The following is a 14,117-nucleotide window of genomic DNA, read 5'->3' on the forward strand; positions in this document are numbered from 1 at the left end:
CTCCTTCCCATTCAACTTATCTTGTAGAAAATCATAAAAAAACTCACCGATACTGCGGTGAGTTTTCCTTATGTCATAATGGAACCCTTTCCTTATCATTTAATAGCTGCCATTCTGTCCTTTTCCTAAATACCAGTTTCGAAAGAGTAATACTAAATTCATATAACAGGAGCAAAGGAACAGTGACTAGAACATCGGAAACGAAATCAGGAGGAGAAATGATTACGGAAATAATGATTAAAACAAAATAAGCTCCTTTTCTTCCTTTTACTAGCAAATGAGGATTGATGATGCCCAACTTGGTTAAAAACAGAATAACAGCAGGCATTTCAAATAAAAAGCCAAATGGCAGAGTTAAATTGATCATGAAGCTAAAATACTTATCGACTGTAAAGAATGCTTCAAATTGATCGCCTGCAAGATTCTCTAAAAAAGAAAGCACAATGGGAAAGAGAATAAAATAGCCGAAGGAAATCCCTAGCAAAAACAATAAGAAGATACCTGGTATAAAGGCTAAGGTCGCTTTTTGTTCTTCTTTTTTAAGAGCAGGTTTAACAAAATGCCAAACTTGGAAAGCAGCGATAGGAATGGTCGTCGCAATTGCAACAACCCCAGCGATCATCATATAGATCCATAAAATGTCCCCAGGACCTAGCAAGGCTAATTTGTCATCTAAATCTCTCACTAAAAACTGGTGAATCTCTTTCACAAAAATAAATGAAGCACAAAGGAAGAAGATAAAAGCAATTAAAATAATGATGATTCGTTTCCGCAATTCGCCTAAATGTTCGACTAGATTCATTCTTGTTTCATCCATATGTATTCCCCCTTTATAAGAAAAGCGCAAGCGCCTTGATCAGCCTCGGGCAAATAAGACGCTCATGAATAGAAGGCGTTCTTTGCCTTCAATTCATGAGTGGCTGGACCCTAGAGGGGCTAGGCGCTGGAGCTAGACACAAAAACGATGAAAAACTTTTATACTTTCTTACCTTTTTAAAAAAAGAAAGATGCAAGCAACATCACCTGCCTGCACCTTTCTTCAACCTAACTCCCTGTATTGCTTTGTTTAGTCGTTTCGACAGCTAAAAGTTTTGTTGTTTCTTCTTGAGGCTTGGTTGAATCATTGTCACCATTCACCAGATCATTTGTTGCTTTCTTAAATTCCTTTAGTGTGTTGCCGAATGCACGTCCAATCTCAGGCAGTTTAGATGGCCCAAAAATGACAAGTGCAATGATAAGGATCAAAATCAAGCCTGGAACACCGATATTCTGTAACATTATGCTTTCTCCCCTTTAGTTAATCTTTATTTTTTAGGTTTGTAGGCTACCTCCGCTTCAATCTCGATTAACCAATCTGAATTAACTAAACTATCAACACCTACAGTCGAACGGGCTGTTTTTACCGGATTTTCTTCTGTATTAAAAAACTTGGCGTAGGCGTTAAACCAGCCTTGGTAATCCTGCTTATTCCCTTTATTAGGATCTGGTGTAAGATACACTCTTAGATATGTAATATCCGACATAGAAAGTCCCTTTGTCTTTAGGTCGGCTTTAAAAGTGTTCAAAATACCGATCGCTTGAGTTTCTGTATCACCATATCTCTCATAAACCGTTTTTCCGTCCTTATTTAATAATGGCGGCACTGTCCCGCTATAGGAGATTCGATTAAAATTATGCGGCACAGCAACCGAGCTGGAAATGGAGGATGTTGGTGTTCCGAAAAAGGTCACCTTATTTGCCTTCAATGCCGCACTTTCACTTCCTGCAGAAGCGAGCGTGAATCCCGCAAGCAGGGCAGTCCCTAACGCAGTCGTCATAACCATTGATTTCACCGTTTTTTTCATCACTTGATCCCCTTTTAGACTTTCTATTTTGTCGTTAAAACCCTGCTTATCCTGCTTTAGTGGTTACCTTGCTTTCTTTTAATACGTCCTCATGAATTCTCGTGACGGCAATTCTAGCTGATTCAAACGCACCTGCCATCCATCCTGTTAAATAACTGAGATGTTCACCTGCAAGATGAATTCGCCCTTGTGGTTCATTTAAAATCGGATAATACGCTTTTCGATCAGATGCGGAGTACTCAGCCCAGCCTCCTTCGTTGTATTTTATTTTATGCCAGGCAACAGAGAAGGACGTTTCAAATTCCTTCGCATATTCCGGATGGATCTTACCGCCTTGGGATAAAGCCCGGGCTTGTCTTTGCGAAAGTGATAGATTTCCATAATCTACGGCATTTTGACCAAAGTTATAATAGCCAACCAACACTCCTTTTCGTGACAAAAAGTCATTGGATGGATACCAAATTTGTGAAATATCCATATTCGTTGTCGTAATCCCGCCAAGAATGCGATCCTCTTTCTCCCAGAATCTGCTCTTAAACTGAAGACCGATTTTTCCAGTCGTTGCATAATTGACGCTTTTAATCGCATGCTTCATTTCCGCTGTAAAATCAGCCGGGATATTTTTTAATACAGGCAGCGGGATTGTACAAATACAATAGTCCCCTTTCAGTTCAGTTATTTTGCCATTTTTTGTTTTGTAAACAATCCGAACACCCTCAGCTGTTTGTCTGATCTCTTGCACTTCGGCACCAAAGGTTATGACACCAGGAAGCTTGCTTTCAAGTGCTTTTGGAATTTGATCCATCCCTCCTACCGGCTGAAACATCATCGGCTGCTGCTGAAAACTGTAATCACCGCTAATGCTGTTCATCATCCCTGATTTAAGAAGGTCTGCGAATAAAAATGGCGTCTCTAAGATACCAGGCTTATCTCCTCCGCCAGGCAATTCCTTATAGCCGCGGCGGCTTGTCCCTTTATATGTAAGATCTGTCGTTAAATCCCCTTCCGCTTTAAGATAGGATGTTAATCTGCCAAGATCATCCTTTGAAAGCTGATGATCCAAAGCTGATTGGTCAACTGCCTTTGCTAATAGTTCGGATACATAACCTCGAGTATCGGCTTTTACAATGCCCTTTCTTACTTTCTGATTAGATAAAGGACCGGCATTTTCTTGATAATAATAGGAGAAATCATTTGTATTACAGAAAACTTCAAGCTCAACACCGAGTTCCTGGCAATAATCAAGGGTTACATGATGCTGAGGAATACGGGCAGGCCCCGCATTCATGTACTGGCCTTTGTCAAAATTGGAAACTTGCTTTGCCCCATTTATTTCGGTTTCTGCTGTCCCCCTTCTCACGGTCCAATTTCGGCCGCCGCTGCGATCCCTTGCCTCAAGGATTTTGCAATCATACCCCGCCTTTCGTAATTCATAAGCGGCCGCCATACCGGCAATGCCCGCTCCCAAGATGATGATTTTTTTGCCATTCTTCTTCGCCATGGCTAAATCACTTTGTTTAGGACTTTGAAACTCCTTCGCACTCGCCATTAGCGGCTTCCCTAACAATCCGAGCGACTCCATCGCTCCCCAAACAGCAACTGCTCCTCCAACTTTCCCAACCTGATCTAAAAAATCCCTTCTCGTCATCCCTTGTCCCTGACTCTTTGTCATCTATTAACACCCCCTGTTAATACCATTAATTTAATAGATTATTTGGTAGAGTTGTATAAATTTGTAAGATAAAGTTACACAGTTTTTTCAGAAGATATTTTTAAGTGTTAGAAATAGGGGTTTTTTTAGAGGCGATTTGTATCTTTTTTATTTGAATAGAGAGAATTGAGATTAGTTTGTTAAGAAATGTGACATATATTGAGCATTTGTTATTTTACAGTGTAGTTCTTTACCTGGTTTGGATGTTCAATTGGGGGCTTCTTTGTTCATTTTCTGCCGTTTTTCTATTGGGTGTTCAATTATTTCGCTGCGTAATTCATTTATCCCGATAAGAGATTCAATTATTTTTTCGTGGTTTAATGATTCAGGAATGATCTTTGTTTTGTCCCCATCATTTTAATTCTTTTTCCAATTTCGGGGTCCATATTTTACCCATTTACAAAAAAACACCCAAGTAAATTAGAAAATGGGAAGGCTATATGTGTAACTTCAATAAAAAAGGAATGCAACCTGTTCATTCGGGTATAAACTACAAAGACTATTAAAAAAACTTTCTGAAACTTCTCCTTAGCTGAACCGTATATTTACTAGAACCTGGAAAAGATCAAGAGAGGTGAAAAATGATCATGAGCTTTCTAAAGCGACTATTTGGACAAAAAAACGACATGGCCAAACCTGTGGAAGAACGCAATATGTTTAACCTGCAGCTAGATGATATTATTACATATGATTTGGAGGACTATAAGCTTGTTGGGAAAATCAGCTATGATGACCACGGCTTCAAATGGCATGCCTATCAGCTTGAGAGTGTGTCGAAAACAATCTGGCTGAGTGTTGAAATGGATGATGAGCTATATCTTGGTGTATATGAAAAAACAAAAATGAAGCTGCAGGAGCCGATTCCGAAAAAGCTTGAACACGAAGGGATCACGTATTTCCTTGATGAATCGGGTTCTGCCCGTGTCACAGGAATCGGAAGAAACCAGAACATTGACGGTCTGATTTGCAAGTACTATGACTTTTGTGATGAGGCGGAAGAGCATTTTCTCTCAGTTGAAAAATGGGGCAGCGAAATTGAGGTCAGTGCCGGCTATGAGATTGAGGAATATGAACTGAAAATTATTGCAAGTAAATAGGAGGAAAGAAAATGTTTCGATTATTTAAACGAGTAAAAACAGTTGTAGATTCTGAATTAAATGCTTTGTTGGATAAAGCGGAAGATCCGGTAAAAATGCTTGAGCAATACTTAAGGGATATGGAAACAGATATTCGCGAGGCTGAGTCAGCAGTAGCCAAGCAAATTGCTAATGAAAAAATGCTGCAAAAGAAATATGAAGATGCCCAGAAAATGGTCGATAAACGTGAGGAACAAGCAATTAAGGCGGTTGAAGCAGGAAACGATGATCTTGCTAAACGCGCATTGGAAGACAAAAAGATGCATAAACAAACTGCAGATACCTTAAAGGAGTCCTACGAACGGGCGAAGCTTGACTCAGAATCCTTACGCAAGAAATTGGATGAAATGAAAGCGGAATATTATCAAATGAAATTGAAAAAGGATTCCTTAACAGCTCGTGCACAAACAGCGAAAACAAAAACAAAGATCAACCGAACGCTTTCAGGCATCGGCAGTGATGAATCAAAACGCGGCTTCGAACGCATGGAGGAAAAAGTTCTTCAATATGAAGCTGAGGCTGAAACAAGTGAAGACATGCGTTCAGCAAACAGAAGCTTAGATGATGAATTTGCCGCATTGGAGAAAAATGATGTGGATGATGAGCTCGCTGCATTAAAACGCAAGCTAGGAAAGGAATAGGAAAACATTGGAGTGACTAGAAGCCAAAGAATCACCCTTATAATATGAGACGTATCACGCTTATACCGCCACGTCCTGTGGCTTTTACCCGGCGCGGGCAACAATCCTTCGTCGGACTTTACGGGCAGTCATTCCCCACATAACTTCTTACTTGTTAGAAGTGGGGTTTACTGCCCGTTAAGATTGGGATCAATGGATTGTAAGAGAAAGAAGGTGAGTACATGAAAAAGTCGCTTCTTTTAGTTATGCTTTGTTTTGTTCTCTTGCTCTCAGCATGTGCAGTCGGACCTCAAGGGCCGACCGGCGGATCACTTTTTAAAGATGGCATTGCGGAATTTATTGAAACAAATTATGTCCTTCAAGATGTGGTATCAAGCCAGCAAGGGTCTAATGAAATTTCTGAGATTTACCTGGCAGAAAACAAGTCGATCGATAAGGTTGCCGCTGACTTGCAAGCATATGAGAAGCCTCGCGAGGTCAGCGAAAAAAAGGATGATAAGCAGGTCCTCATCTATCAGGATTCATTTGTTATTTTAACGAAGAACCAGGATAACCCTGAGCATACATTAGTTGAAATTTCTACATACAACTTTGTTCGTAACAATTACAACCCTAGTTTTTTTAATGGTCTCTTTGCTTTTTGGCTATTAGATAGTGTGCTGGACGTTGACGATTGGAGAAAAAGACAGCAATCCAAATGCTACAAAAATAATGACGATTGTTATAGGGGCTATCAATCGTCTGGCGGCTGGTATAAATCTGGCGGGAATTCAACAGTCAGAGGCGGAACCTCCTCTGTTCGCGGCGGCGGACCAGGAACCGGAAAATAAGAAGAAGGGATGAAATGAGATGGAGCCATTTATTTTAACGGCAATTTATTTTATTATCGCGATTGCGATCGTAATCGTTGGATTGGTCATTTTTGAAATGTTAACAAGGAAGTATAAAGACTGGGATGAAGTGTTAAACGGAAATCATGCAGTTTCTCTTTCAATCGGAGGTAAAATCGTTGGGATATGCATCATTCTCGCATTCTCCATCTACCATAGTGCCAGTGTAATGGACACGATTATTTGGGGGGCTTTCGGTATCCTTCTGCAAATGGTTGCTTATTTGTTATTTGAGCTTTTTACAAGAAAATTCTCAGTTGAGGACCAGTTAAAAAAGGGAAATATTTCTGTCGGAATTATCAGCATATGTGTATCGATCGGCCTGGCGTTCGTGATCGGTGCATCCATTACATAAGAATGGAGTCGACCATTTCGTGATCGAAGATTCTATGAAAAAAAGCAAAGCGATTTACTGGGCATCAGGGATCGTATCTGTATGCGGCATTATCTTTGAGGTATTATTCGGGGCTGCGGGATCCTATCTGCTTGGTGACGGGGTCAAACAATATACTCTCACTATCTCTCTTTTCCTTACCGGAATGGGCATCGGCGCATCAATCAGTGAAAAAGTGACAAAGAAATTGATTCTTTCATTTGTTTGGATTGAATATTTAATCGGCATCATTGCCGGCTTCTCGACCTTTTTGCTCTTTGGTGTTTCAGCTTTTTTAAGTTCTGGTATGGATGCCTTCTTTCTATACGCAATTACGTTAATTGTCGGGGCGTTAACAGGAGTGGAGCTGCCCATTTTAATCAGAAAAGCAAATGAAATTGGCGTTACGGTGAAAAAAAGCACGGCGAAAGTACTGTTTTCAGATTATGCCGGGGGCTTAATTGGCGGTCTGCTGTTCGTCTACCTGCTCAGACCAGAATTCGGTCTTGTGAAAACAGCATTTTTAGTGGCAATGATCAATGTTGGCATAGCGATTTGGGTTCTGTTTTATTTTAAAAACGAAATCAAAGGATTCAAACGCCATTTTTCTGCCGGGATGGCAATTTTCATCTTGCTGACAGCTGGCGTGCTGTTTGGAGAGGAAACTGCGTTTTCCTTTGAACAAAAACTATACCGGGATCCCATTATTTATACCGAACGCAGCGAGTACCAGCAAATTATTCTAACCAAGGAGCAAGGCGATTTGCGTTTATTTCTTGATGGCCAGCTGCAGTTTAGTTCAAGTGATGAATATCGCTACCATGAAACACTGGTCCACCCTGCAATGACAACTGCAGAATCAAAGAAAAACATCCTCATTCTCGGTGGGGGCGACGGATTGGCTCTTAGGGAATTGCAAAAATATGAGGAAGTCGAATCCATGACACTCGTTGACCTTGATCCAAAGGTTGTGGAACTCGGAAAAAACAACCGGGACATTGCATCCCTCAATGAACATGCCTTTGAGGACAAGCGGGTACACGTCAAAAATGAGGATGCCTTTCAATTTCTTAAAAATAATCCGGGCTTTTATGATGTGTTACTCGTCGATCTGCCTGACCCAAATAATGAATCGCTTAGTAAGCTGTATACCCTTGAATTTTATCAGCTGCTAAGGAATCATTTAACACCAGGCGGCTCAATCATGATCCAAGCAACAAGCCCGACCTTTGCAACTGAGGTATACTGGTCAATTAACCAAACCGTCCAAGCAGCCAACCTGAAAACCGCCAACCTGCACGTCGATGTTCCAAGCTTCGGCGACTGGGGCTTTATTTTAGCAAAAAGAGAAGCAGTCAACCTAGACGAAGCAGTCATTGGCGTCGAAACCAAATTCCTTACGACAGAAGGACTCAAGGGACTGACCACATTCGGCAAGGATATTGACCAAGAAATCACAGACGAAAAAGGCAACACCGTTCCTATCGAAACAAATACACTAACCCGCCCGACAATTATTGAGAAATATGAGAAGGCGTGGAGGAATTATTAGCGAATGGATTTTAGAAAGCCATACACATGCAATGATAGGTACTGTTTTATAGTTCATATCAATAAATTGACATTAGAAAATGACGTGTGGACTATCACACGTCATTTTCTAATGTTATTAAATTTAAGCTTTGAACTGCCATTAAGTTACGTCTATGACGATGGACAGATATTTTTAATTTATTGAGTGTTTTTGACTTGAGAGCCTGATCACGGACACTTTTCTTCAATTTATTGTGTGTTTTGGCCTTGAGGAGCCTCATCAGGGACTCTTTTCACCAATTCATTGAGTGTTTTAGCCTTGAGAAGCCTGATCACGGACACTTTCTTTCATTTCATCGAGTGTTTTGGCCTTGAGGAGCCTCATCAGGGACACTTTCTTTCCATTCACTACGTCTTTTGTCCTTGAGGAGCCTCATCAGGGACACTTTCTTTCCATTCACTACGTCTTTTGTCCTTGAGGAGCCTGATCACGGACACTTTCTTTCATTTCAGGAGTGTTTTGGACTTGAGGAGCCCGATCAAAGACACTTTCCTTCCATTCACTACGTCTTTTGTCCTTGAGAAGCCCGATCAGAGACACTTTTCTTCATTTCACCGGGTGTTTTAGCTTAGAGCAGCACTAATCAAGGACCCACTCCCCACAGCCAATAAACGCATCATGCTATTATTTTAGAACTCGTGGATCAACTGAACTGATTGCTAGACTTAAAAGGATTTTCACATCAGGATTGGCTCTTCAATTATACTTCAAGATATTTTGATAGATGAGTAACTTGGTTGTAATCTTTGATCTTCCACTTTTCCTCCTGGAAAGAAATATTACTAATACATGCATTGATAAGTCTTGTTTTCGCCGAACTTATTTCTCCATTTGATAGAGAATCTAGAATCATATTGATCACGACTCCGTGGGCTACTAATAGGACTTTTTTATCCTTGTATGCTTCATTTATTTTCTGGATCCCTGCCATTACGCGTGCCGTTATGGACAAATCACTTTCTTCATCTGGATAATTTCCATCTGGGTATGCCGCTACCCTTTCCTGTAACGTCAATCCTTCCACTTTTCCAAAGCCCTTTTCAACAAACTCTTCCATTTCTATTAAGGGAATATCGATTTTTCTTTGAATGATCTCAGCTGTTTGCTTTGCTCGCTTCAGCGGGCTTGTGACAATCACATCCCACTGAAAATCCTTTACAAACTCAGCACATTCCTCAGCCTGAAAAATACCTGTCTCATTTAAAGGAATATCTGTCCTGCCTTGCAGCTTTCCGATCGCATTCCAATCTGTTTCTCCATGTCTGATAATACATATTGAAGTCAATTTTCCTCCCCCTCTCTAATGATTTGCGGATATTTCTTAGCCGGGGATGGTCCCCTTTTTTGCATTAAAAATCACTAAAGACAAACTGCGGCAAGGTTATTTGAAAATGTGTTCCTTCAGGACAACTTTCAACAACCTTTATTTCTCCGCGATGTTCAAAAATAATTTTTTTTACATATGGAAGTCCTAAGCCCACTCCTCCATCTTTGTAGGAGGTGAAAGGGTCAAAGATGGTATCCAGGTTTTCGAATGGGATTCCTTGACCAGTATCTAAAACATCGATAACGATTTTATCAGCTTCGATGTTCGTTCTGATCGTTATCTTTCGGTTTGTTCGTTCAGCCGGAATAGCTTCTGTGCTATTTTTAATGAGGTTTACAAATACTTGTTTCATATTGGTTTCATTTAAATAGGCCTTTATGGTTTTATATTTCCTTTCGAAAAGGACATTCACTGAGTGATCTGTTGTCAGTTCAGCGGTTAATTTGATCGCTTGATCAATCGTCTCATTCAGGTCGGCAAATTTGTATTCAATCGATTTATGCTCAATATATTTCGTGTAATTAACCGTTAAATCATCTATTTGTTTTGCTGCGGTTTGAATCATTTCATTCATTTTTTTCCCTTGTGAGGGCAAGGATGTTAGTTCACTCAACAGCTTTGAATATCCTTTAATAATCACTAGTGAATTCTTTACCTCATGAACTAAACTGCCGGTCAAATTTCCTGTATAGTCTAATTTTTTTTGCCGTTCAAGTAAGCGATTATAGTTGACGGTCATCACCGTATTCATTTTAACAAATGAAAAAATAATAATGACAGAGAAAATAATGATGCCCAAACTACTAAATAACGCGCCACTGACGGGAATAAAGTTTAATAACCCTGTTGCAAATAAGAAAAAAGAACAAAAGAAAAAGGTAGCAATAAACTCTCTAAAAAATTTATTCTGAAAACTTTTCGAAATGAAAAATGAAACAACGAAAAAAAGAATAAAGCTGACAATATGGATAATATACAAAAATTGCAGCGGCCCGTATTCCGGGAAATATAAATAAGTATTCGAGTTTACGACCTTTATGACTTGCAAACCGCTGATGCCAAGCTTCGTCATATTGATGCCATAGACCACCGCACTCCAAACTAATAAACAAATTAATACATACCTATTATAGATCCAGTAAAGCAAACGATTGACTACCTTACTCTTAGGATAGGTGGAATGCTTTTTTACAATAATATAGGATACATAGTAAACTAAAGGCACCAAAAAGGTCGGTCCCGCTCTAAACACTCTAAATAACCATAAAATCAATTCCTCAGAAAAGGTATCCTGTAAATAGAGAACCGCAATATCTAATTGCCAAAAACTAACGGAAACCATATAAAGCAGTAAAGGAACGGCCAATTCAGAGCCTCTATATAGCTTTAAAACAGAAATCGCTAAAACGATCGGAATAATCCCGATAATAGCGATTAAAAATGCAATGATCACTCTATCACCCACTGTAGTTATATCTTTTTACATACGCACAAGCATTATTGCCTCCATGACCATGATTGGTAATGGCTACCTCGTTAACCTCCTGATACAGCGGTTCGGTGACAATATTCATTGCTTCAAAGCCATCTTTTTGGGTACGAATCGTTGGAGGGATAAATCCTTGAGTTATACTTATGAAGGAGGAAATAACCTGCAACACACCAGTAGCACCATAAGGATTTCCAATCATACTTTTTATCGATGAATACGGGACACAATGATCAAATAATTCTTTCGAAGCCAATTCCTCGATCCGATCATTTACCTTCCAGCCTAATGCCTGGCTATTGACGTAATCCGGCTTTCTCCCATTTGTTACTTCCTTTAATGCATGTATCATTTGAGTTCCTGTTTTATCAATGGAATAAAGAAAAACACCATCATTATTTGAAACAACCTGTTCGATCTCGCCTATGATTTTCACATTTCGTTTTAATGCGTCCGCTTCTCTTTCCAGTATTAAAAATCCTGCCCCTTCGGAGATCGCAAAGCCCTTGCTCTTTTCGCTAAATGGGACAGCTCCATCATCTAATCCTTGATTAATCGTGATCGATTTTGTTTTAGCAAATCCGTATGCAGCTATTTCATTTAGCACACTATCAGAACCACCAACTACCGCTGCATCGATCATCCCGCTCTTTAAATAAACAATCGCATCCTGTATTGCTTCCAAGCTGGACGTACAACCAGTGGTGATCGTTTTCGTGATTCCTTTTATCCCTAAATAGTGACCAATCGCGGAGGTAATGCTGTGATAATTAGCAAAATGAGAAAACGTAACAGGTACATTTCGTAGATTTCCATTGTTTATTTCGATAATGGACCCACCAAATATATTATCACCAATTGCCCCTACTGAAACTCCTACAAAAAGTCCAACTTTTAGATCGGATAGATGGGACAGCTTTGCATGCTTTACTGCTTCCATTCCCGCAGCCATTCCCAAAAGAGTCACTCTTGGAAACCGTTTAAAACGGGTATCTGACTCATATTCTTCTAAACCCTCTTCAATACGGCCAATAATCATTGCGTCCCCATTAGGCAAGAGGTTTGTAACAACGTCTAAACAGCATGTCCCCTTTTTCAAATGATGAGTAAACTGTACAATATTCGCTGATTTCGGCGCTTTAACCCCATAACCAGTGACAACTATTTTATCTTTCAAGCCGACCACCCTTTTACCCGCAATACCACTAGAATTTGTATAAGCTATTGAAGATAAATCTTCGGAATAAGAATTCATCTATGAAATCATAGGATATTTTCGAAAACGCTCTATTAGAAAAGAATCTATTCATCTTACTTATTCGCTAGTCTTCGCATCTGTTTTTGATAGATTAAAATTTTTTGGTCCAGCTGCTGGCTAACCTTTAACACTTCACCCTCAGAATAGCTATCTCTATCTTTTCCGATTCGATATAGATGCTCCTGTAAACATCGAATTTCCTTTTGCAACTGAAAAAGGTTCATGACACACCCCATTATAGCAAGTAATTATTAAATTATACCATCAACCGGCCGGTATTTTACTATTTTTTACATTTTATATGTACCTAATATAAAACAGTAACACTAGTGCTAGTTCATTCCATAAAAAAAGCATCCGTAAAGGATGCTCAAGCGTAAGGCATTATAGTAGTTTAGTAATATTTTTTCTTCTTTTTATTTTTATTTAAAGGTTTGCATTGTGGATATTCCATATCATCTCCACAATTTAATTCCTCAACTACTCTTTCATTTAAAAACTCTTCATTTACTGGGAAGAAGTGTTCGATTCTAATCGCTTCTCTATCAATATTTAAAATATTTGTTGGGTGAATATGTCTTACTACTTGCGGGCGAATAATCGTCTTAACGATATTTTGAACTGGATCAACGATTTCTTTAACCTGTGCAGGTCGAACTACAATTTTATTAACGGCGTCATTAGCTTGTGCAGGTCGCATTCCAATTTTATTACATGCATCATTAAAGACTTTCTTTTTCTTTTTTCTAAATGAACGTCCCATGAAATTGTCCCCTTTCATATGCCTTACACTATAAGTTATGTAAAAATTGATAGATTGTTTTAGTTTAAAAAACTAAAATAGCAAAAATATACTATTTGATTAATAGAATATGGAATGAATTCATCAGTTCTCTCAAACAGTCACTCTCTAAATTTCATTTTTAAGTAGACACATATTTAATCATTTAATGGAATAACATGACAATGATATCAATAACTAACCACAGGGGTGGGAGGATGACAAATCTATTTGTAAGCAGGTCCTTAGATGAAATTCGTTTCTGGTCAAGGATTATGAAGGAGCATGCTTTATTTTTAAGCTTAGGATTTGACCATGACGATGACAGGATGCTGGTGGAGGAAGCGAAACAATTTATTGCTTTATTTGAAAGGATTGAACAGCAGCTTAGCGGGTTTTCAGCAGATTCGGACCCTGATCAAATCCGACAGTTTAATAATCGGGTTTATCAGGCAGTTGTTGCCATTTGGGCTTATAAACGAAAGGTACTTGGCCTCATTTTACGTTGTGAAATCAGATCAAATAACTTTGCCTTATTAGTTGATCATGTTAGTCGGGAAGCAGCTTATTTTGCAAATCGTTTAAAGGAATTAAATGAGGGCAAGCTGAAGCCTTTGCCTGAAGCCATCATTAAAGAAAATGTCTTCTTTCTTAAAATTATGGCTGACCATGCCAAGTTTATTGGCCATCTTCTTGATCCTTCTGAAAGAAAATTAGTTGAGCAAGCCCGTGAGTTTAGCCATGATTTTGACCAGCTATTATATCAAGCAATTGATTTAGACTCCATGCGCCCACAATCGGAAACAGCTCCACTCTTAGATCAATTCCTGGATCAAAACCGGGTTTCGGTCGTTTCTTTACGTGATTTTAAAAAGACAGCAAGAGACTTAATTGAGGCATGCAGGATTAAAAGCAATATACATCCTCTGCTTGCTGACCATACATTCCGTGAAGCTTCGAGATTTCTTGAAATCATTGATATGTTTGAAGCACATCTTACACAACAGCAGGGTCAATAGAATAGAATCATAGGTAAAAACCGGCCTCTCCGCTTTTAGAAAGGCCGGTTTTAG

Annotated in this window: 15 protein-coding genes; 6 read left to right on the top strand and 9 right to left on the bottom strand. The window is 39.2% G+C overall.

Going from position 1 to position 14,117, the window contains the following annotated elements; all coding sequences use genetic code 11:
• Positions 1-73: 73 nt before the first annotated feature.
• From tatC to WQ54_RS04890, 4 genes are all read right to left on the bottom strand, one after another.
• Positions 74-817 (bottom strand): twin-arginine translocase subunit TatC, encoded by a 744-nt coding sequence (gene tatC, locus WQ54_RS04875; protein WP_046512916.1) that lies wholly within the window; start codon positions 815-817, stop codon positions 74-76.
• 227 nt (positions 818-1,044) lie between these two features.
• On the bottom strand, positions 1,045-1,278 hold the full coding sequence (locus WQ54_RS04880; protein WP_046512919.1) for a twin-arginine translocase TatA/TatE family subunit: 234 nt from the start codon (positions 1,276-1,278) through the stop codon (positions 1,045-1,047).
• Positions 1,279-1,304: 26 nt separating this feature from the next.
• A complete protein-coding gene (locus WQ54_RS04885; RefSeq protein WP_052737665.1) occupies positions 1,305-1,844 on the bottom strand; it encodes a RidA family protein in 540 nt (179 codons plus the stop codon).
• A 46-nt stretch (positions 1,845-1,890) separates the two neighbouring features.
• Positions 1,891-3,516: a flavin monoamine oxidase family protein gene (locus WQ54_RS04890; protein ID WP_197089544.1), complete on the bottom strand. Its 1,626-nt coding sequence runs from the start codon at positions 3,514-3,516 to the stop codon at positions 1,891-1,893.
• 626 nt (positions 3,517-4,142) lie between these two features.
• Between WQ54_RS04890 and WQ54_RS04895 the strand changes: the two genes are divergently transcribed.
• From WQ54_RS04895 to WQ54_RS04915, 5 genes are all read left to right on the top strand, one after another.
• A complete protein-coding gene (locus tag WQ54_RS04895; RefSeq protein ID WP_046512921.1) occupies positions 4,143-4,652 on the top strand; it encodes a DUF4178 domain-containing protein in 510 nt (169 codons plus the stop codon).
• 11 nt (positions 4,653-4,663) lie between these two features.
• Positions 4,664-5,332: a PspA/IM30 family protein gene (locus WQ54_RS04900; protein ID WP_046512923.1), complete on the top strand. Its 669-nt coding sequence runs from the start codon at positions 4,664-4,666 to the stop codon at positions 5,330-5,332.
• A gap of 221 nt (positions 5,333-5,553) precedes the next feature.
• The gene (locus tag WQ54_RS04905) at positions 5,554-6,162 is read left to right on the top strand and encodes a DUF4247 domain-containing protein (RefSeq protein ID WP_046512926.1); all 609 of its coding nucleotides are present in this window, start codon (positions 5,554-5,556) and stop codon (positions 6,160-6,162) included.
• A 19-nt stretch (positions 6,163-6,181) separates the two neighbouring features.
• Positions 6,182-6,577 carry a DUF350 domain-containing protein gene (locus tag WQ54_RS04910; RefSeq protein ID WP_046512929.1) on the top strand — a complete coding sequence of 132 codons (396 nt, stop codon included), beginning with the start codon at positions 6,182-6,184 and terminating at the stop codon, positions 6,575-6,577.
• 34 nt (positions 6,578-6,611) lie between these two features.
• Positions 6,612-8,147, top strand: coding sequence for a polyamine aminopropyltransferase (locus WQ54_RS04915; RefSeq protein ID WP_046513214.1), 1,536 nt, complete (start codon positions 6,612-6,614; stop codon positions 8,145-8,147).
• 742 nt (positions 8,148-8,889) lie between these two features.
• On the opposite strand, the gene WQ54_RS04920 is transcribed toward WQ54_RS04915, so the two are convergent.
• The 5 genes from WQ54_RS04920 to WQ54_RS04935 form a co-directional block, all read right to left on the bottom strand.
• Entirely contained in the window at positions 8,890-9,474 is a 585-nt protein-coding gene (locus WQ54_RS04920) for a histidine phosphatase family protein (RefSeq protein ID WP_046512932.1), read from the bottom strand.
• Positions 9,475-9,538: 64 nt separating this feature from the next.
• Positions 9,539-10,969: a PAS domain-containing sensor histidine kinase gene (locus WQ54_RS04925; RefSeq protein WP_046512934.1), complete on the bottom strand. Its 1,431-nt coding sequence runs from the start codon at positions 10,967-10,969 to the stop codon at positions 9,539-9,541.
• Positions 10,970-10,973: 4 nt separating this feature from the next.
• Positions 10,974-12,182, bottom strand: coding sequence for a beta-ketoacyl synthase N-terminal-like domain-containing protein (locus WQ54_RS04930; RefSeq protein WP_046512937.1), 1,209 nt, complete (start codon positions 12,180-12,182; stop codon positions 10,974-10,976).
• Between the two features lie 134 nt (positions 12,183-12,316).
• Positions 12,317-12,487, bottom strand: a complete 171-nt coding sequence (locus WQ54_RS32425) for an aspartyl-phosphate phosphatase Spo0E family protein (RefSeq protein ID WP_084821832.1) — start codon at positions 12,485-12,487, stop codon at positions 12,317-12,319.
• 170 nt (positions 12,488-12,657) lie between these two features.
• Positions 12,658-13,026, bottom strand: coding sequence for a CotD family spore coat protein (locus tag WQ54_RS04935; protein ID WP_052737666.1), 369 nt, complete (start codon positions 13,024-13,026; stop codon positions 12,658-12,660).
• Between the two features lie 236 nt (positions 13,027-13,262).
• On the opposite strand from WQ54_RS04935, the gene WQ54_RS04940 reads away from it, so the two are divergent.
• Positions 13,263-14,063, top strand: coding sequence for a DUF2935 domain-containing protein (locus WQ54_RS04940; protein ID WP_084821834.1), 801 nt, complete (start codon positions 13,263-13,265; stop codon positions 14,061-14,063).
• Positions 14,064-14,117: the final 54 nt, after the last annotated feature.

This window comes from Bacillus sp. SA1-12 (assembly GCF_000981385.1).
Lineage (GTDB): Bacteria > Bacillota > Bacilli > Bacillales > Bacillaceae > Metabacillus.